The organism is Lacinutrix mariniflava, from assembly GCF_001418015.1.
Taxonomy (GTDB): Bacteria; Bacteroidota; Bacteroidia; order Flavobacteriales; family Flavobacteriaceae; genus Lacinutrix; species Lacinutrix mariniflava.
In genome coordinates, this window is sequence record NZ_LIQG01000026.1 from 107,724 (window position 1) to 128,206 (window position 20,483).

21 protein-coding genes and 1 tRNA gene are annotated in these 20,483 nt (G+C 32.4%); 16 read left to right on the top strand and 6 right to left on the bottom strand.

What is annotated here, in order from left to right; genetic code table 11:
- Window positions 1-567, bottom strand: a complete 567-nt coding sequence (locus ASC44_RS07510; RefSeq protein WP_055446997.1) for a DUF3109 family protein — start codon at window positions 565-567, stop codon at window positions 1-3.
- Window positions 568-702: 135 nt separating this feature from the next.
- Between ASC44_RS07510 and ASC44_RS07515 the strand changes: the two genes are divergently transcribed.
- The 3 genes from ASC44_RS07515 to ASC44_RS07525 are packed head-to-tail and all read left to right on the top strand — an operon-like array spanning window position 703 to window position 2,099.
- Entirely contained in the window at window positions 703-1,284 is a 582-nt protein-coding gene (locus ASC44_RS07515; RefSeq protein WP_055446998.1) for a MarC family protein, read from the top strand.
- 9 nt (window positions 1,285-1,293) lie between these two features.
- A complete protein-coding gene (locus ASC44_RS07520) occupies window positions 1,294-1,491 on the top strand; it encodes a hypothetical protein (protein WP_055446999.1) in 198 nt (65 codons plus the stop codon).
- On the top strand, window positions 1,491-2,099 hold the full coding sequence (locus ASC44_RS07525; protein WP_055447000.1) for an NAD(P)-binding domain-containing protein: 609 nt from the start codon (window positions 1,491-1,493) through the stop codon (window positions 2,097-2,099). The genes ASC44_RS07520 and ASC44_RS07525 overlap by 1 nt, the downstream gene beginning before the upstream one ends.
- Here the strand turns inward: ASC44_RS07525 and ASC44_RS07530 are convergent.
- The 4 genes from ASC44_RS07530 to ASC44_RS07545 form a co-directional block, all read right to left on the bottom strand.
- Window positions 2,089-3,690 carry a S41 family peptidase gene (locus ASC44_RS07530; RefSeq protein WP_055447001.1) on the bottom strand — a complete coding sequence of 534 codons (1,602 nt, stop codon included), beginning with the start codon at window positions 3,688-3,690 and terminating at the stop codon, window positions 2,089-2,091. The two genes, ASC44_RS07525 and ASC44_RS07530, sit on opposite strands and share 11 nt — an antisense overlap.
- A 14-nt stretch (window positions 3,691-3,704) precedes the next feature.
- The gene (locus ASC44_RS07535; RefSeq protein WP_055447002.1) at window positions 3,705-4,136 is read right to left on the bottom strand and encodes a deoxycytidylate deaminase; all 432 of its coding nucleotides are present in this window, start codon (window positions 4,134-4,136) and stop codon (window positions 3,705-3,707) included.
- A gap of 175 nt (window positions 4,137-4,311) precedes the next feature.
- Complete coding sequence (locus tag ASC44_RS07540; RefSeq protein WP_055447003.1) at window positions 4,312-4,902, bottom strand: HupE/UreJ family protein; 591 nt, start codon at window positions 4,900-4,902, stop codon at window positions 4,312-4,314.
- Between the two features lie 80 nt (window positions 4,903-4,982).
- Window positions 4,983-5,064 (bottom strand) — tRNA-Leu (locus ASC44_RS07545).
- A 144-nt stretch (window positions 5,065-5,208) separates the two neighbouring features.
- Here ASC44_RS07545 and ASC44_RS07550 point away from each other — a divergent pair.
- From ASC44_RS07550 to pth, 3 genes are all read left to right on the top strand, one after another.
- Window positions 5,209-6,150, top strand: coding sequence for a ribose-phosphate pyrophosphokinase (locus ASC44_RS07550; protein ID WP_055447004.1), 942 nt, complete (start codon window positions 5,209-5,211; stop codon window positions 6,148-6,150).
- Window positions 6,151-6,202: 52 nt separating this feature from the next.
- Window positions 6,203-6,823, top strand: coding sequence for a 50S ribosomal protein L25/general stress protein Ctc (locus ASC44_RS07555; protein WP_055447005.1), 621 nt, complete (start codon window positions 6,203-6,205; stop codon window positions 6,821-6,823).
- A 149-nt stretch (window positions 6,824-6,972) separates the two neighbouring features.
- Window positions 6,973-7,539, top strand: a complete 567-nt coding sequence (gene pth, locus ASC44_RS07560; protein WP_241491417.1) for an aminoacyl-tRNA hydrolase — start codon at window positions 6,973-6,975, stop codon at window positions 7,537-7,539.
- Between the two features lie 56 nt (window positions 7,540-7,595).
- On the opposite strand, the gene ASC44_RS07565 is transcribed toward pth, so the two are convergent.
- Window positions 7,596-10,628, bottom strand: a complete 3,033-nt coding sequence (locus tag ASC44_RS07565; protein ID WP_055447007.1) for a zinc-dependent metalloprotease — start codon at window positions 10,626-10,628, stop codon at window positions 7,596-7,598.
- A 193-nt stretch (window positions 10,629-10,821) separates the two neighbouring features.
- Between ASC44_RS07565 and ASC44_RS07570 the strand changes: the two genes are divergently transcribed.
- From ASC44_RS07570 to ASC44_RS07610, 10 genes are all read left to right on the top strand, one after another.
- Window positions 10,822-11,742 (top strand): bifunctional riboflavin kinase/FAD synthetase, encoded by a 921-nt coding sequence (locus ASC44_RS07570; protein ID WP_055447008.1) that lies wholly within the window; start codon window positions 10,822-10,824, stop codon window positions 11,740-11,742.
- Entirely contained in the window at window positions 11,732-13,042 is a 1,311-nt protein-coding gene (locus ASC44_RS07575) for an HTTM domain-containing protein (protein ID WP_055447009.1), read from the top strand. The genes ASC44_RS07570 and ASC44_RS07575 overlap by 11 nt, the downstream gene beginning before the upstream one ends.
- 171 nt (window positions 13,043-13,213) lie before the next feature.
- A complete protein-coding gene (gene serS, locus ASC44_RS07580; protein ID WP_055447923.1) occupies window positions 13,214-14,485 on the top strand; it encodes a serine--tRNA ligase in 1,272 nt (423 codons plus the stop codon).
- 153 nt (window positions 14,486-14,638) lie between these two features.
- Complete coding sequence (locus tag ASC44_RS18440; protein WP_275044204.1) at window positions 14,639-14,764, top strand: hypothetical protein; 126 nt, start codon at window positions 14,639-14,641, stop codon at window positions 14,762-14,764.
- A gap of 192 nt (window positions 14,765-14,956) precedes the next feature.
- Window positions 14,957-16,732: a tetratricopeptide repeat protein gene (locus tag ASC44_RS07585; protein ID WP_055447010.1), complete on the top strand. Its 1,776-nt coding sequence runs from the start codon at window positions 14,957-14,959 to the stop codon at window positions 16,730-16,732.
- A 72-nt stretch (window positions 16,733-16,804) separates the two neighbouring features.
- Window positions 16,805-17,314 carry a GNAT family N-acetyltransferase gene (locus ASC44_RS07590; RefSeq protein ID WP_055447011.1) on the top strand — a complete coding sequence of 170 codons (510 nt, stop codon included), beginning with the start codon at window positions 16,805-16,807 and terminating at the stop codon, window positions 17,312-17,314.
- A 6-nt stretch (window positions 17,315-17,320) separates the two neighbouring features.
- Entirely contained in the window at window positions 17,321-17,644 is a 324-nt protein-coding gene (locus ASC44_RS07595) for a DUF4286 family protein (protein ID WP_055447012.1), read from the top strand.
- 60 nt (window positions 17,645-17,704) lie between these two features.
- Entirely contained in the window at window positions 17,705-18,514 is an 810-nt protein-coding gene (gene rsmA / locus ASC44_RS07600) for a 16S rRNA (adenine(1518)-N(6)/adenine(1519)-N(6))-dimethyltransferase RsmA (protein ID WP_055447013.1), read from the top strand.
- 71 nt (window positions 18,515-18,585) lie between these two features.
- Window positions 18,586-19,959 carry a magnesium transporter gene (gene mgtE, locus ASC44_RS07605; RefSeq protein WP_083476261.1) on the top strand — a complete coding sequence of 458 codons (1,374 nt, stop codon included), beginning with the start codon at window positions 18,586-18,588 and terminating at the stop codon, window positions 19,957-19,959.
- A gap of 157 nt (window positions 19,960-20,116) precedes the next feature.
- Window positions 20,117-20,482 carry a cupin domain-containing protein gene (locus ASC44_RS07610; RefSeq protein ID WP_055447014.1) on the top strand — a complete coding sequence of 122 codons (366 nt, stop codon included), beginning with the start codon at window positions 20,117-20,119 and terminating at the stop codon, window positions 20,480-20,482.
- Window position 20,483: the final 1 nt, after the last annotated feature.

Here is a 20,483-nt window from a genome sequence, read left to right on the forward strand (position 1 = left end):
CTATTTCATGGTAGCAGCAACTTTCTCTAATTCAGAATACCAATCTTCGCCAAATTTTCTAATCAATGCTTCTTTTACAAACTTGTAAACGGGAACCTGAAGCTCTTTACCCAAACTACAAGCATCGTCACAAATTTCCCATTTATCATAATTAACAGCAGAAAACTCGGTATAATCCCTTACTCTAATTGGATATAAATGACATGATACTGGTTTTTTCCATGATATCTCGCCTTGATTATACGCTTCTTCGATAGCACATAATGCTGTCTTCTTTTCATCGAAAATAACATACGCACAATCTGCTCCATTAATTAATGGTGTTTCTAATTCATCGAAATCTGCTACTATAGAAGTTCCTTGAGCTTCGATAGCATCAATTCCTTCTTGCCTTAAAAACGGCTTTACTTTTGGATAAATATCTTTAAGAATTTGCGCTTCCTCTACTGTTAGAGGCGCACCTGCATCTCCATCAATACAACATGCACCTTTACATGCCGAAAGATTACACACAAAATCGTTTTCTATAATAGACTCTGAAACTATTGTTTTTCCTAATTGAAACATACTTAATATAAACTCGAATAGAATACAAATATACCACGAAATTATTCAATGTTTAGATAATAAATTTAACATCAAATTAATATTGACAATCTGTTATTAAGAAGTACTTTTGCCGAAAATTTAAGAAACTGAGTTATGAATTTCGATTTCAAAGAAATATTTACAGTATTTATGGTCCTATTTGCCGTAATAGATATTATTGGTAACATTCCAATTATCATAGACTTACGCAAAAAAGCTGGACATATACAAAGTGAAAAAGCTTCAATTATTGCCGGAGTAATATTAATTGCCTTTTTATTTTTAGGAAAAAGCATATTAAACCTTATTGGTATCGATGTAAGCTCTTTTGCTGTGGCTGGTTCTTTTATCTTATTTTTTATTGCACTAGAAATGATTTTAGGTATCACATTATATAAAGAAGAAGACACAAACCCAATGACGGCTTCTGTATTTCCTTTAGCTTTTCCATTAATTGCGGGTCCAGGAAGTTTAACAACATTATTATCGCTTAGAGCAGAATACGAAATAAGCAATATTATTATTGCTGTATTAATGAATGTCGTTTTAATTTATATTGTACTAAAAACATCTAGCAGAATTGAACGCTTTATAGGACAAAACGGAATAAGCATTATTAGAAAAGTATTTGGTGTTATATTATTAGCCATCTCAATTAAACTATTTGCTCACAACGTTAAAATTCTTTTTGCTTAGATTTGTACTATGAAAATATTCACACTTATACTCAATATTATCGCTGTTGTATTAATAATTTACAATGCAACTAAACTAGATTTTAAAGAACCATTCCAAGGAGAAAGCATGATTGCGGCAATCACAATTTTAGCATCTCTTTGCGCTATATTATTACTTCAAGTATTACGTATTTCTAAAAAAATAGAAGAAAAAAGCAAAGGATAATGTTAGACACTTTAATTATTGGAGGTGGAGCAGCTGGTTTATCTTGCGCCTTAGTTTTAGGTTCTGGATTAAAAAAACCGTTTGCAGAAGGCAAAGAAGTTGCTATTATTACGCACCAAAAAGCATCTCACTTGCATAACGCTCTATTTAATAACGTATTAGGCTTGAAATCTGGCACTTTAGGCAAAAATATTCTAACTGATGGTACACAGCAGTTAACTGATCTATATCCTGAAGTTCTTCAAATTGAAAATGAAAAAGTAAACGAAATTTCTAAAACAGATAAAGGCTTTTTAGTCACTACAAACAAAAAAGCATACAACACCAAACGCGTAGTTATTGCAGTTGGCTACACTAACTTGTTAAACATTGAAGGTTTAGAAAGTTATATAAAACCACACCCAAGAGCAACTATCGAAAAAGATAGAATTTGGCTCGAAAATAAAGATCATTTAATTGAAGAAAACCTATATGTCGCTGGAACTCTTGCTGGTTGGAGAAGTCAATTTGCAATTGCTTCTGGCAGCGGAGCGCATGTTGCTACAGATATCTTAACACTTTGGAATAACGGAAAGCAAACTAAGGTTCACGATAAAACTAATCTGTAAACTCTTTATTTAAACTTAAGTTTATAACTTCATTAATCATAATATCTCCCTGATTTAAAACCTCTTCGTAAGCACCATATCCAAAAAGCTGATCTGCCAATGCAGCCTTAAGATATTGTTTCACCTCTTCTTTATAGGTAATAAAAACAATGTTAGTATTTCGTTTTTCATTTAAATAATCTTGAAAATCCAAAACAACTTCATCTTCAATTTCATAATTAATTAAAAAATCTTCTTTAGAAATATCTTCAAAAACAGTTCTATCTTTTTCCAATTGCTCGAAAGTAAAATTACCAACAAATCCGCGACGTTGTAAATAAGTTATAGTCTCATTCTGCATCCCTTCATCTAAAGGCACAAAGACATCAGGAATTATTCCTCCTCCTCCATAAACCACTTTTCCTTTTGGAGTCGTAAATTTTAAAGAGTCTGCAATTTCAATTTTTTCAGGATCGAGCAACTCTCCACTATTTATTCTAGAATAATAATCATCAAAATAATCACTATTTCCTTTCTTATAAGAACGTTGAATTGATCGACCTGTAGGAGTATAATAACGAGAAACAGTTAATCTTACAGCGCTTCCATCTCCTAATTGCATTTCGCGCTGTACCAAACCCTTACCATAAGAACGACGCCCAACAATAGTACCCTTGTCATTATCCTGCAAAGCTCCCGCCACAATTTCGCTAGCCGACGCAGAATTCTCGTCTATTAGAACATAAACATGGCCTTTCTCAAAAGAACCCTTACGCGTTGCAAAACTTTCTTCTATTTCACCTCTTTTATTTTTTGTAAAAAGAATAAGCTTGTCGTCTTCTAAAAACTCATCAACAATACGCTCGGCGATACCTAAAAAACCACCTGGATTCCCTCTTAAATCCAGTGCCACTTCCGTAGCTCCAGCTTTCTCAAGTTTAGTTAAAGCTTTTTTAAATTCTTTATATGTAGATTCTGCAAAACGATTAATTTTTATATAACCTAAAGATTCAGTTAACATATAAGACGCATCTACACTTACAATTGGAATATCTCCTCTAGTTACTTTAAATTTCAAAGGCTTTTCCTCTCCTTTTCTTACAACCTCTAGAGTAACATCTGTATTTTTTTTGCCCTTTAGCTTTTTAGCCAAATCACCATTTGTTAAATCCCTTCCAAACAACGAATCTCCATCTGCAGTAATTATTCTATCTCCACCTTTTAATCCAGCACGCTCGCTAGGACCATTTTCTATAGCTCTAATTACAGTAATAGTATCTTTAAATGTATAAAAACTAATACCAATACCTACAAAATCACCTTTCATATTCTCGGTAACACTTTGCATATCTTCTTTTGAAATGTAAACAGAATGTGGATCGAGATTGTCTAAAATTCCATTAACCGTCACATCTACAATGCTATCCGTATTTACATCTTCAACATAATCATGGTCGATGTAATCTATAAGCCTATTAAGTTTATCTTTTTTACTATTAGATGTAAAAAGACTATCAGATTTATCGTTAAAATCTAAAGAACCACCAATAAAAATACCAACCGCAATTGCAGCTCCTAAAAGTAAAGGCAGATATTTAGTTTTTAATTTCATTGAGAATACTCTTATTACGCGGTTAAATCTTCAATTTTTACAATTTCGATACCTGCTTTTTCTAAAAACCTTAAACCAGAATCGTCTTTATATCCTTCTTTATAAACGACACGAACTATACCAGCTTGGTGTATTAGCTTACTACATTCTTTACAAGGTGATAATGTTATATATAAAGTAGCACCTTTACAAGACTGTGTGGAGGATGCTACTTTTAAAATAGCATTTGCTTCGGCATGTAAAACGTACCATTTTGTATAACCTTCATCATCTTCGCAATAGTTTTCGAAACCAGTGGGCGTTCCATTAAACCCATCGCTAATAATCATACGCCCTTTTACAATTAATGCACCAACCTGCTTACGTTCACAGTGAGACAACTTCCCCCACTCTTTAGCGATTCTTAAATAAGCTTTATCGTATTTCTCTTGTTTATTCTTTGACATATTCACTTTTAGTCTTTCTGATTTTTTTTTAATACTAAAATACCTCAGGTTGATTCAGCTTAATATTAAATATAGAAAAGTGGTAATACACAATACACTACCAACAACGAAGATAGCGTGTTAGTATTTTAATTACAATTCTATTAATGAAGATTTATGAAAACTTTATCGTCTCTTACTTTAAAAAAGGGCTATTTATTAACATCGGAATTACTAAACCAACAACTATTGCAGACACCACCATAATCCAATCGCGCTTGGTAAATCTAAAAACTGTTTGTGTAATGTAACCCAAGAACAAAATAATAAACACAATTATCACTTGAGCTAATTCGATTCCTAAAGCGAACTCTAAAAGAGTTAACAGCTTATTATCTTCTCCTCCAACTAACAACTTGAACTCTCTGGCGAATCCCAAACCATGCACTAAGCCAAAAAACAGGGTTGAAATAAAAAGTATACCAATTTTCTCTTTCTGAGCTCCTTTTCCTGAGGTAAACACATTAAATAGTGCCACAATTAAGATAGTAACAGGTATTAAAAACTCTACAAGGCTTCCCGAAATTTTTACAGCTCCATAAGTAGAGAGTATAAGTGATAATGTATGGCCAACAGTAAAAATTGTTACTAACATGAAAACGCGTTTCCAATCTTTAAATAAATAAGGAACGGTTAAAACTATTAAAAATAACACATGATCGTAAGCGTTAATATCTAGTACATGATTAATTCCGTACTGTATGTTAAACCATAATTCTTGAAGCATTGTAAATTTCTTTTTGGGTGTTGTAAATATATAATAAAAAGAGAAAAGCATCAACTTTAAAGTTGATGCTTTTGTTATTGTACTCAAAGTGGGAATCGAACCCACACTTCCGAAGAAATTGGATTTTGAATCCAACGCGTCTACCAATTCCGCCATTTGAGCAATTTGAGATTACAAAAATATATCTTTTTTACGTAAACACCTTAAAAATACTAGTGATTATGCAATAGAAAAGAAAAAAAATTATAAATTTGCACCTCATTAAAAATAACGTAGTGTTTTCCACTACTTTAAAACATTTTTACGATGCCAAATACTAAGCCAGACGCAAAAATTTTTTCAATAACACAAAGTAAAGCTTTGGCCGAGAAAATTGCTGCCGCTTACGGAGTACAATTAGGTAACGTAATTACCTCGACTTATAGTGATGGTGAATTTCAACCATCTTACGAAGAGTCTATTCGTGGTACAAGAATTTTCATAATTGGATCTACAAATCCAAGTTCGGAAAATTTAATGGAAATGTTATTAATGATTGATGCCGCAAAGCGTGCTTCTGCTAGACACATTACAGCAGTTTTACCATACTTTGGTTGGGCAAGACAAGACAGAAAAGACAAACCTAGAGTGCCAATTGCAGCAAAATTAGTTGCTAAAATGCTAGAAGTAGCAGGTGCTACTAGAATTATTACAATGGATTTACATGCAGATCAAATCCAAGGGTTCTTTGAAAAACCAGTAGATCATTTATTTGCATCCACTGTATTTTTACCTTATCTAAAGGAATTAAATTTAGATAATTTAATGATTGCTTCTCCAGATATGGGAGGAAGTAAAAGAGCCTACGCCTATTCCAAAGCGCTAGAAAGCGATGTGGTAATATGTTATAAACAACGTGCTAAAGCTAATGTGATTTCACACATGGAATTAATTGGTGACGTAACAGGTAAAAATGTAGTTTTAGTAGATGATATGGTTGATACTGCTGGAACATTAACAAAAGCGGCCGATTTAATGATGGAGCGTGGTGCAATTAGTGTAAGAGCAATATGTACACATCCAATATTATCTGGTAGTGCTTACGAAAGAATAGAAAATTCTAAATTAGAGGAACTAATTGTAACAGATTCAATTCCACTAAAACAGGAAAGTAAAAAAATTAAAGTTATAAGTTGTGCAAATTTATTTGCAGAAGTAATGCACAATGTGCATTTTAACAAATCTATAAGCTCTAAATTTTTAATGTAACCTTTTAGGTTACCCAAATAAGTATATTAATAATTAAATTTAAATAACAAAAATGAAGTCAATTACAATCAACGGATCTCAAAGAGAAAGCGTGGGCGGCAAAGCAACAAAAGCCTTACGTAATGCTGGTCAGGTTCCTTGCGTATTATACGGAGGAGACAAATCAGTACATTTTTCAGCAGCTGAATTAGCATTCTCTAAATTGGTTTACACACCTAATGCGCATACAGTTGTAATCGAATTAGAAGGTGGAGACACTTTTAATGCTATTTTACAAGACATCCAATTTCACCCAGTTACAGATAGAATTCTACACGTAGATTTCTACCAAGTATTCGAGGATAAAGAAATTACAATGGATATTCCAGTAAATTATGTTGGAAACCCAAGAGGTGTACGTAATGGTGGTGTTTTACGTAAAAACAAACGTAGCTTAAGAGTTAAAGCTTTACCAGGAAATTTACCAGATTTTATCGATGCAAACATTGAAGGTCTTAAAATTGGTAACAAACTATATATTACTGCATTAGAAAATGAGGCATATTCATTTATGCACCCAGATAATACAGTAGTTTGTTTAGTAAGACGTTCTAGAGCGGCAGTTACTGAAGATGAGGATGAAGAAGAAGAAGGAGCTGAAGGAGAAACTCCAGAAGAAGCAGCAGCAGAATAAATACTACATTCTATAAATATTATTAAAGCATTCTGATTTATTCAGGATGCTTTTTTATTTTTACAAAAACAATTCTACTCATGTTTGACTGCATTTCAAAATTTTTCAAAAGAAATAAAATAACAAACATTAAAGAAGAACTCGATCCTATGAAGAAATTTTTAATTGTTGGCCTAGGAAATATTGGCGCAGAATATTCACATACACGCCATAACATTGGCTTTAAAGTATTAGACTATTTTGCTAACAAAGAAGCAATAACCTTCGAAACTCAAAAACTAGGAGCCATTGCGACCTACAAATTAAAAGGAAGAACGTTTATTTTTCTTAAACCGAACACTTACATGAATTTGAGTGGAAAAGCGATTCTCTATTGGCTTACAAAAGAAAAAATTCCTTTGGAAAATTTATTAGTAATTACAGACGACTTAAACCTACCATTTGGAAGTATTCGCCTAAAAACAAAAGGGAGTGCTGGAGGGCATAATGGTTTAAAAGACACTCAAGATAAGCTGAACACTTCTCAATATAACAGATTTAGGTTTGGTATTAGTGATGCTTTTGGCAAAGGCAAACAAGTGGATTACGTTTTAGGAGAATGGACAGATACAGAAAATATAGAATTAAATGAGCGCTTAGAAAAAAGCATTGAAATAATAAAATCTTTTGGCTTAGCAGGAATTAATAATACAATGAATAGTTTTAATGGTAAATAAAAAAAGGAAGCTACAAATGAGCTTCCTTTTTTTTATTGAATTTTAATCTACTATTCTTAATTAACAATAACTTTTTTCGTTTGTGTATTTACGCCATCATTAACTTGTACTAAATACATTCCTGATTGCACTCTATTTAGATTAACAGTCTCATTAAATTCTGGATTAGGTTCATAATTTTTATTAAAAACTTCTCTGCCTCTAATATCGAATACAGAAACTTTAATATCATTATTTGATAAACTATTTAATCTCACATTAAACAACCCATTGTTTGGATTTGGAAATATTGAGAAACCTCCCAAACTTCCAAACTCATCTACAGATAATAAAGGAATAACATTTATAGTATAATCTTCAACTTCTGCATCATGACCATTTTCACAAGATGTTGCACTAGAGGCGTATTTGGTCGTTACTCTCATAATAGTACTACCATCCAAAGCATCAGCAGGAACAGTAACGGCAAAAGGTGAATTTGAAGCCGGCCCATCTACCGTGCCAAAAGCCGTACCTAAATCGTAACCTTCATCATCATCAAATAAACAATTTTGATTCCAATCTATCCAAACTGTACTTACACAAGTATAGTTACCATCTGTATTTTGATTTACAACTAAATCGTAAACACCACCTGTAGTAACATCTGTAGAAATAGAGGTATAATCGCTATATCCTGAAGGTTTACCTGATGCATTATCTATAGTATTAAATTGTACTAAAGTTGTACTAGTATCAAAAGAAGTATTTGCTACCGAGACACATAAACCATCCACTACAGATAGCTGAACATCAACTGTTTTAGTTTCACTAGCAGAAGTACCCGTTATTGTTATAGTATAATCTCCTGCTGCCGCTGCCAACAGGTTACTTACATTCATTTCTGTAACTCCATCCGTATTTAATGAAGCCGGTGTAAATACTACTGAAGATCCTGCTGGATTACCAGTTGCACTAAATGTAGTCGTCTCATTAAAACCATTAACAGTATAAAAATTAATTGTATAATCTGCAGTATCTAAATTACAAATACTCTGAGAACCATTACCATTATTAAGTGCAAATGAAGGTGCACTAGATATTGGAAAAACATCTGAAAGCGCATAGAAAATATTATCGACTGCTTCAATTAATATTCTTGCATTGTTACTATCTGGCACAGAAGGTACCGTAACTGACTCTGACCCATCATTTGCTGTAGCACTAGCTAATGTTGTAGGGAAAGTTAAACCGCCATCAGTAGAAAATTTAATATTTACCGTTTGGCAATTTACAGGAGCTACATTTGTAGTTCCAACATTCCATGATACAGTCTGTGTACTTCCTGAACCCCAAGCTGGAGGAGACACCACAGTAAAAGGACTTCCTCCTTCAACCGTTACAACCATTGTATCAAAATCTGTTTGTGGTGTTTGTCCTACACCTCCAGCTTCTGACCTATCTCTAACAGTTAAACCAAAATTTAATGTTCTAGCAATTGTAGACACTGTTTCCCAAGAGCTATTATCTACTGTTTCAACTGGATTACTTTCTGTAAGTTGTCCTGCAACAACTCTACTGTAGATTGGCATATATCTATCACCACTTGTACTTGGTGGACGAGATCTCCATACCGGACCCGTATGAGTTGGTCCAAATTGTCCATTTGTTGTTTGTCCACTATCTATTTGTTCCCAAGTATAGGTTAGCACATCTCCTCCATCAGGATCTGTAGCAGTTGCTTTTAAAATAAATGCTGTTCCGTTTGGTATTGTATAATCTACACCTGCATTTGCAATTGGAGGATTGTTACTTATTGTTGTTAATGTAGCACAAGTATTTGCTCCACTTGTTACATTGTTTAATATTTGATTAATTGTGTGGTAGTGAAAATAAGGATCACTATGATCTTGTACATCATTACCTCCTGTTATACCAGCATAACCCATAATTGTAGTTCCACTTCCTGGTTCAGAATTTACACCTGCTCCTTCTGTATTATTTGAAAACGTATGATTTCCTCCCATTTGATGTCCAATTTCATGTGGCACATAATCAATATCAAAAAAGTCTGACATATATGGTCCTCCATCATTATCAGTAAAACTATGAGAAGAGAATCCACTCCCTTTGCCACCTTCGCAAACACAACCTATGCATCCTGCATTTCCATTGTTTCCACCAAAAGCTAATAAATGTCCAATATCATAATCTCCCTCACCAACTGTAGCTGTTAGCTCAGTTTGCAAATCACCATTTAAATTTCCTCCATAAGAATCTGGAAATGAAGGTGAAAAAATCAAATCCAACGCTGGATCATCTGCAGTATCAACTAACACAAATGTAATAGCCATGTCTACTTCAAAAACCTCATTGGTTCTGTCTAAAGTAGAAACTAACTGCGCTAAAGCATCGGCTCTATCATCCCCATTTGCAGCATTACCATCATCCCAAAAACTGGTATACTCTTGGTTAACGGACATTGCCATTCTAAATGTTCTTAATAATTGATCATTAGCATCGCGAGAAACTTCACTACTAATTATCCTCTTAGAAATATCTCCATCTTCTGTTAAACACTCAAAAGTATCTAAAGAATTAATTTGTGCCGTTCTCTTATAAACAATATACTCACCATTAGAGACTTTTGTTATTGGTTGAATAAAAACTGTTTCTTTACCTGGCTCAGAAATCATTGCCTTAAGCCCTAGAGGTGTTACACTAAATCTTACTCTTGTACCAGAATCATCAACCCTAGAACCTAAGTACGTTTTTATCCCTGGATGCTGTGCTGCATTATCTTCCGAAGAAAAAATAGCAGTTTCTACAACTCTATATTGTTGCATTTTTCCATTTACTGAAGGAAAATGTATAATTTTATTAGATTTACCGTTTGTAGCACTTCTTAAAGGCATACCTACTAATTGCTGCTTAAAACTTTGAATATCTAGTTGAAAGACCTCAAAGCTCTCAGCATCTAAACCCATAAGAGAAACTCCGTTAGCTCCCTCTTTGTATGTTGTTTTAGACCATGTTTTGTTTTGAGCAAACAATACACTTGTAAAAAACAACATACCCAATATTAATGAATAATGTAGTTTTGTTTTCATAACACCTATTTTTTAGTTATATAATATAATCCTCTAACTTAATCAAAAAAAACTATTAATACCTTATTAATTAAGCCTTAAAATCGAATTATCACTAAAAAATCTTACTAGTTAGCAATTGAATTTAAAAAAAAAATAGATTGAAAGTAATTTCAATACGCTTTTTCTATTTTTGTAATTAAATTATTAAGCGTTGAAACCAAATTTAGACGACAAAACAAATACAGTAGTAACCATAGGCACCTTTGACGGTGTGCATATTGGTCATCAAAAAATTATCCAACGTCTAATAGAAGTTGGAAACAACAAGGGTTTAACTCCAACTATACTCACCTTTTTTCCGCACCCAAGAATGGTACTACAAAAAGATGCAGATATTAAACTTTTAAACACTTTAGACGAAAAAAAACAAATTTTAGAACAATTTGGCTTAAAAAACTTAGTTGTTAAAAAATTTACGAAAGAATTCTCTAGATTAACAGCTCAAGAATTTGTTGAAACTGTGTTAGTAAAACAATTAAATGCAAAGCATGTGATAATAGGTTACGATCATCATTTTGGTAGAAACAGAACTGCTAATATCGACGATTTAAGAGCTTTTGGCAAGCAATACAATTTTGAAGTTGAAGAAATAACTGCCCAAGATATAAACGACGTTGCGGTTAGCTCCACAAAAATTAGAACAGCATTATTTGAAGGTGAAATACAAACAGCAAACAGCTATTTAGGATATCCTTTTGTTATTACGGGAGCCGTTGTAAAAGGAAAAGGCTTGGGAAGAACAATTAATTTTCCAACTGCAAATATTGCTATTAGTGAAAATTATAAATTAATACCAAAACAAGGTGTTTATGTTATTAAATCTACCATAAATAAAGAAATTATTTTTGGGATGATGAATATTGGCACAAACCCAACAGTTAATGGTAAGACCCAAACTGTAGAGGTTAATTTCTTTAATTTTAATGAAAATATTTATGATAAAATATTAACCATTGAAATACTAGAAAGACTTCGGAATGAAGAAAAATTTGAATCGGTTGACGTGCTTAAACAGCAATTATTAAAAGATAAAATTAACGCCCTAAAATTTATAAATAACCATGCTCAATAAGTTTCTTTTTAAACACATAGATAACAGTGGCTTAATTGTTTTTAGAATTATTTTCGGGCTTTTGTGTTTTTTAGAATCTGTTGGTGCCATTTTCACAGGATGGATTACACGAACACTTGTTGAACCAAAATTCACCTTTACTTTTTTAGGTTTCGAATGGCTACAACCACTACCAGGAAATTGGATGTATGTCTATTATGCCATAATGGGTAGCTTTGGGCTACTTATAATGCTAGGTTACAAATATAGATTAAGTGCATTTATGTTTTTTATAATGTGGTGTTCTGTATATTTAATGCAAAAATCGTCTTATAATAATCATTATTATCTATTAGTTTTACTAAGTGCTTTTATGGTTATTTTACCAGCAAATAAATACGCTTCTATAGATGCCAAGCAAAATCCTAAAATAAAAAGTATTTCTATGCCGGCGTGGTGTAAATGGATTTTTGTACTACAGTTACTTATACTTTACACTTATGCTTCCAAAGCAAAAATGTACCCAGATTGGCTAGATCTTAGCGTACCAACCATGTTAATGCAAAATAAAATAAACTATCCAATAGTTGGTGGTCTATTACAAAACGGATTTATGCCTTACCTTGTTGGATATGGTGGGATTTTATTTGATGGTCTAATAATTCCATTACTCTTATTTAAACCGACTAGAAAATATGCTTTTTTTGCTTCTATTTTCTTCCATTTATTTAATTCGTTTATATTTCAAGTTGGTGTATTTCCATACTTATCCTTAGCATTCTCATTATTCTTTTTTGATCCTAAAACTATTAAAAATCTTTTCTTAAAAGGAAAAGAATATTATAACAAAGCTGAAGTTGTAGTTCCAAGCTACAAACCCGTTTTAATAACACTAGCAAGTATTTACTTTATAATTCAAATTATATTACCAATTCGCCATCATTTTATTCAAGATGATGTTTTATGGACCGAAGAAGGTCATAGGCTTTCTTGGCGTATGATGTTGCGTTCTAAATCTAGCTATACCACTTTTAACGTCGTTAATATTAAGACCAAGGTAGAGACACGAATTAATATGAGTACTTATTTAACAAAGAAACAAATTCGCTTGGCAAGCACTAAACCGGATGGTATATGGCAATTTGCTCAATATTTAAAAAAGGAATATAAAGAAAAAGGTGAAGACATACAGGTTTTTGTTAATGCCAAAGTGAGTGTAAATAGCAAGCCACACAGGCAGCTAATAGATGAAAAAGTAGATATTGCTAATGTAGAATGGAATTACTTTACACATAACGATTGGATATTACCCTCAAAATAGAAAACAAATACAATTACTTGTTTTTTGGCTAACAAAATCTTACTACTTTTACCACTTTAAAACAAGAGTTACAATTTCGCGTTAGGGATGGAAACGGCATCCTTTTTTATTTTTATTAAAAAGATACAGTGTACAGCCCGACCTTTAGGTAACGCCCAAAAAATTAAAATTATGTTACAAGTTCCATTTATTAGAGATAACAAAGCTACTGTAATTGCAGGTTTAGCTAAGCGAAATTTTGACGCTAAAGATTTAGTTGAGCAAGTAATTACATTAGACGAAGAACGTCGTGGATTACAAACGAAATTAGATAATACTTTAGCAGAATCTAATGCGATTTCTAAAGAAATAGGAAACTTATACAAATCTGGAAAAGCAGCTGAAGCTAACTTGTTAAAAGAAAAAACGGGTATATTAAAGGAGGATTCTAAAACACTTTCTGAAGCGTTAAATGCTGCAGAAGAGAACCTACAAACTTTATTATATAAATTACCAAACGTCCCTCATGAAAGTGTGCCTGCAGGAAAATCTGAAGAAGATAATGAAGAGATTTTTAATGAAGGTGACATTCCTAAATTATATGACGGAGCGCAACCACACTGGGAATTAGCTAAAAAATACGATATTATTGATTTCGAATTAGGAACAAAAATTGCTGGAGCAGGTTTTCCAGTATATAAAGGAAAAGGAGCAAGATTACAGCGTGCTTTAATTGCTTACTTTTTAGATAAAAATACTTCTGCGGGCTACACAGAATACCAATTACCACATTTAGTAAATGAGGCTTCTTGTTATGGTACTGGACAGTTACCTGATAAAGAAGGACAAATGTACCATGATTCTCGAGACGATTTATATTTAATCCCTACTGCCGAAGTACCTGGTACAAACATTTTTAGAGATGTTTTATTAAACGAAAGCGAATTACCTATTGGTATTACAGGTTACACGCCGTGTTTTAGACGTGAAGCTGGAAGTTATGGAGCCCATGTTCGTGGATTAAACAGATTACATCAATTTGATAAAGTTGAAATTATTAGAGTGGAGCATCCAGACAACTCTTACAAAGCTTTTGAAGCTATGGTAGACCATGTAAAAGATATTTTACGTGAGCTTAAATTACCTTTTAGAATTTTAAGATTATGTGGTGGCGATACAGGTTTTCCTGCTGCTATGACTTACGATTTTGAAGTTTTCTCGACTGCCCAAGACCGTTGGTTAGAAATCTCTAGTATTTCTAATTTTGAAACATACCAAGCAAACCGTTTAAAACTTCGTTTTAAAAATAGCGATGGTAAAAATGAATTAGCACATACACTTAATGGAAGTTCTTTAGCACTGCCTAGAGTTTTAGCCGGGATTTTGGAGAATTATCAAACTGAGAAAGGGATAGAAATACCTGAAGCTCTTATACCTTATACTGGTTTTTCATTAATCGACTAAGCTTCTTTTTTCCTACAAATTAAATTTCAAAGACACTTATTATCGCTTAAGTGTTAAAAAAACACGCTGTTTAGCGAATAATTGCTCGATATTTTCTTTTTTAGACATATTTGTTTGATATTTAGTATTCCCAAATTAAAACAACTTACAAAAATGAAAAACTTTAATCGTCTGCTCCTACTTGCTGCATTAATTATTTTGGCTGTTAAAGTGTTTTCGTCGGATTTCGACAAACTTAAAACAGAAAAAACGACGACTATAGCAATGGTTAAAGAATAAAAAATACATTTTTTAAAGATTACAAAGATTCCCCAGTCGAGTAATTGAATCATTTTAAATATAATGATTAATAGCACATTTATTTAGATTGGCTAATGCCTGATTAAGTTCAGGCATTTTTTTATGTCTTTTTTGTAATTTACAATATTAGCTTTGGGCATAACATTTGTTATATTTACACAAATACTTTTTATGCGTTTACTTTTTACTTTGTGTTTTTTATTTAGCCTTAATGTTTTTGCACAAGAGGATATTGTTGCACGCGAATATTTTAAAAATGGCGAGTTTGAGAAAGCACTAATCTCTTACCAAAAATTATACGCTAAAAACATAAAAAACAGAAACTATTTAAATCAGTTAGTAAAAACACATCAGCAATTAGAACAATACAAAGCAGCAGAAAACTTACTTCTAAAATATTTGGATCTTTTAAACTATCCGCCCGCACTTATAGAATTAGGTTATAACTACAAACTGCAAAATGATACTATAAATGCCAATATAAATTATCAAAAAGCCGTAAGCGAATTAGATTTAAAACCAAATTACGCAGGCATGATAGGCCGTGCCTTTGAAAGTCATTCTCTTTTAGACCAAGCTATTGAAACCTATAATAAAGCGATGCTTGTAAAGCCAGAATTAAATTTCAATATGCAATTGGCTCGTATTTATGGAGAACAAGGGAATATTGAAAAAATGTTTAATAGCTATATTAATTTTTCTGAAATTAATGACACCTACATAAATACCATTAAAAGAGAGTTTAGTAGTTTTATTAGTGAAAACAAAGAGCATGAGAATAATACTATTTTAAGAAAAATTATACTTAAAAAAATTCAAACCTCACCAGATTTAAAATGGAATGATATGTTGAGCTGGTTATTTATTCAGCAAAAAGATTATAAAAAGGCATTTACGCAGGAAAAAGCTATTTACAAAAGGCAAATGGAGTCTTTAGATCGTATTGAAGAATTAGCGAATATTGCATACACCCAGAAACAACCAGAAGTTGCCAAGGAAATATTTAGGTTTATAGTAGATAATAGTCAGGATATCGATATCAAAATTAATGGCCACTATAACCTTCTTAAAATTGAAACTGAGCAAAGCTCAACAAAAGATTACAAAACAATAAACGAAAGCTACTTAAACCTATTAGAAACTTTTGGTAAAACAGGAAGAACTATAGATTTACAAATTGCATACGGGCATTTTTTAGCCTTTTACCTTAACCAAACAAGCAACGCCATTACATTTTTAAAGGATAGTTTAGAAATTGAGCTTGGTAGTTACCAATTAGCACGAATAAAATTAGAGCTAGGAGACATTCTCGTTTTAGAAGAAAAATTTAACGAAGCGTTAATTTACTATACTCAAATTCAAAGAGCTTTAAAAAACAGTACTATTTCTCAAGAGGCACGTTTTAAAGTGGCTAAGACTAGTTATTATAAAGGTGATTTTAAATGGGCCGAGTCTCAACTTAAAATTTTACAATCCTCAACATCTCAACTTACCGCAAACGATGCTCTAGATTTAAAACTATTAATTGGCGATAACAAAGCAGAAGACTCTTTACAAACTGCTTTAAAAATTTATGCTAAAGCAGACTTATTAGCATTTCAGAATAAAAAAAATGAATCTATTAACCTTTTAAATACTATTTTAAAAGAGCATAAAACGGAAGCAATTGTAGCACAAACACTTTTAAAACAAGCGCAATTATTTGAAGAAAAAGCAGAATTTGAAAAAGCTAAAGAAAATTACGAACGAATTATTTCCAATTTTAAAGAAGGTATTTTAATTGATGATGCTATTTATGCTTTAGCCGAAATTTATGCCAATAAATTAGAGCAACCTGAAAAAGCAAAAGCACTTTACGAAAGTATTATTTTCGAGCATGCAGACAGTATTTATTTTGTAGACTCTAGAAAAAAGTATCGTGCTTTACGTGGCGATGCAATAAATTAGTAAACAGCCTTCATTCTCCTTTAAAAGAAACATTACTTTTAAGTCATAAATTTTAATACTCTATATAAAACCATGATTGTTGCAGAAACAAACAGATTAACTATTTCTAAATTTACAATTGAAGATGCTCCTTTCTTCATGGCGTTAGTTAATTCACCAAACTGGTTAAAATATATAGGCGATAGAAATGTTAAAACAATTAAACAGGCTGAAGATAGTATAACAAACAGTCATTTAAAAAGTTATAAAACCAATGGTTTTGGCTTTTACGTATTACGTTTAAAAGAAACCTTAGAACCTATTGGCACCTGTGGATTAATTAAAAGAGAGGAATTAGAAAATATAGATTTTGGTTTTGCTATGTTACCAGGATATGAAGGTTTAGGCTTCGGACTTGAATCTTCGCAAGCCATTATTGAAATAGCAAAATCAAACTTTAAAATCGAAAAACTAGTTGCAATAACACTAGAAATAAACAAAAACTCGATAAAATTATTAGAAAAATTAGGCTTCAGTTTCGAAAAAAAAGTAAAACCCTTTGAGGATAACAAAGAACTACTGTTATTTGCAAAAACATTATAATAAAAAATGATAATTTACAACGTTACAGTAAACATAGACGATAGTGCACACGACCAATGGTTAGAATGGATTAAAAATCATATTCCAAAGGTATTAGCAACAGGAAAGTTTAAAGAAGCGAAGCTTACTAAGGTTTTAATCGAGGAAGAAATGGGCGGTCAAACCTACTCTATTCAATACAGAGCACATTCTCGCGAAGCATTAGATTTATACTATAAAGAAGACGCAGACCTTTTAAGAACAGAAGCAGCAAAACTATTTGCAGACAAAATGCTTGCATTTAGAACAGAGCTTGAACTTGTAGATGAATACACTGTAGATATTAAATAATAGAGTTAGTTTTGTTGTTCTATATTCTAGCATAGAAATCATCTAAAAAAATATTTTCAAATGGCAAAAAAATTTCACAATCCTCACCAAGTAAAAGCAAAGAAGTTTTTAGGTCAGCATTTTTTAGAAGATGAAACTATTGCAGAACAAATTGGAGATGCATTATCATTAAAAGGTTACGATAAAGTACTAGAAATTGGTCCAGGAATGGGAGTCTTAACCAAATTCTTACTTAAAAGACCTTTAACACTTTACGCAATTGAAATAGACACAGAAAGTGTAGAATACCTTAAAAACAATTATCTAAACCTTGCGCCAAGAATTATAGAAAAAGATTTTTTAAAGTACGATGTTTCCGAAACTTTTGGAGACGAACCTTTTGCTATATGTGGTAATTTTCCATATAACATTTCTACACAAATTGTTTTTAAAACCTTAGAATTAAGAGATCAAATTCCTGAATTCTCTGGGATGTTTCAAAAAGAAGTAGCTCAACGTATTTGCTCTAAAGAAGGCAGTAAAGTTTACGGTATTCTATCTGTACTAACTCAGGCTTTTTATGAAGCCGAATACTTATTTACCGTTCCACCAACCGTTTTTAATCCACCTCCAAAAGTAGAATCTGGAGTATTAAAACTCACTCGTAAAGCAGATTACAGTTTACCTTGCGACGAAAAACTGTTTTTTAGAGTCGTAAAACAAGCTTTTATGCACCGTCGAAAAACATTACGTAACAGTTTAAAAACATTGGAATTAAGCGATAATTTAAAAGCAAATGCTATCTTTGGCAAACGTCCAGAACAGCTAGATGTTCAAGCTTTTATAGATTTAACCAGTTTAATAGAAAACGACGAAAAGCAAATCGATTAACACTAAATATTAACAAATAAACCTTTAGTAAACAAAAGAGATTTTTTTGATAATATAAAATACGTTTTTTAGTGGAAGAACAAGACGACAACATAAAGTTTACAATAAGCGACGCTCTTATTGATAAGGTAGAAGTATTAGTAGATTCAAAGGACGATTCTGGTCTTTTAGAGCTATTAAACGAATACCATCACGCAGATATTGCCGAAATTCTTGAAGATCTAAATACAGATCAAGCGTCCTACATTATTAGACTTTTAGATAGTGACAAGACATCCGAAATCCTTATGGAAATGGATGAAGATGATCGTGAAAAAATATTAGCAACACTATCTACTAAAGAAATTGCCGAAGAAATCGAGGAACTCGATACCGATGATGCTGCAGATATGATTTCGGAGCTTTCCGAAGAACGACAAGAAGAAGTAATAGCTTACATTGAAGACGCAGAACACAAAGCCGAAATCCAGGAACTTCTTACTTACGACGAAGATACCGCCGGTGGATTAATGGCAAAAGAATTAATAAGAGTAAACGAGAACTGGACTGTAACAGAATGTGTAAGAGAGATGCGAGCACAGGCAGAAAACGTAACAAGAGTACACTCAATATATGTTGTAGATGGTGACGAAAAACTAATAGGTCGTTTATCTCTAAAAGACTTATTAATGGCTTCACCACGAGCACATATTTCTACAGTTTACGTACCAAAAGTAGACTACGTAGATGTTAATGAAGATGTCGAAGAAGTAGCCAGAATCATGCAAAAATACGACTTGGAAGCCATTCCTGTAGTCGATGTAAAAAAGATATTAGTTGGTAGAATTACCATTGACGATATTGTAGATGTAATAAAAGAAGAAGCCGAAAAAGATTACCAAATGGCAGCCGGTATTTCGCGAGATGTAGAAGCAGACGATAGTATTAAAAAACTAACAATAGCAAGATTACCTTGGCTCTTAATTGGTATGTTTGGAGGCTTAGGTGCTGCAAGTATAATAGAATCCTTTAACGACAGTATGGGAGATTTTATAGTACTCCTTAGTTTTGTCCCATTAATTCAAGCAACCGCAGGAAATGTTGGTGTGCAATCATCGGCAATTGTAGTGCAAGCACTTGCAAACAACAGTCTCGATGGCAATATTTTAAAACGTCTCTTTAAAGAATTTCTTTTAGGTCTAGTAAACGGTTTTGCTATTGCAATAATAGGCCTACTAATCACTCATTTTGTTTTTGGCACACCTTACAACGTTTCAATTACAATTGCTATAGCTTTAGTAGCAGTTATTGTTATGGCGGCTTTAATTGGCACATTTGTACCAATATTTTTAGACAAAAGAGGCATCGACCCAGCAGTTGCTACAGGACCTTTTATTACTACTAGTAACGATGTATTTGGCATATTAACTTACTTCTTAATTGCTAAATTTATTTTAGGTTTTTAATCTATTTTTCTAGAAACAAATTTTACTTTTTTGGGCGTTCCCTAAAGGTCAGGCTATCACTACTCGCTTTTTTTAAGAAAAATAAAAAAGAGCTCAAACATGCCGTTCTATCCTTAACGCAAAACATTGTAACTTTAAGCTTTTAAAATTCATTTTCATGAAAGCTATAAACATAAAAAACAAACACGCCCAATTTAAAAAACAATGGCATCCGCATCGTATTGCAACCGTAGACAATATGCAAGTGTTATTGGCTAAACTACAAGGCGAATTTGTATGGCATAGCCATGACGATGAAGACGAATTGTTTCAAGTAACAAAAGGCACTTTATACATGCAGTTTAGAGACCGAACAGCAATTGTAAAAGAAGGCGAAATTATAGTCGTTCCAAAAGGAGTAGAACACAATCCTACAACAAAAAACAACGAAGAAGTACACGTGCTTCTTTTCGAAAAACTAAGTACAAGCCACACAGGAAACATTAAAGACGACAAAACACAAACCGTTTATCCAGAATTATAAT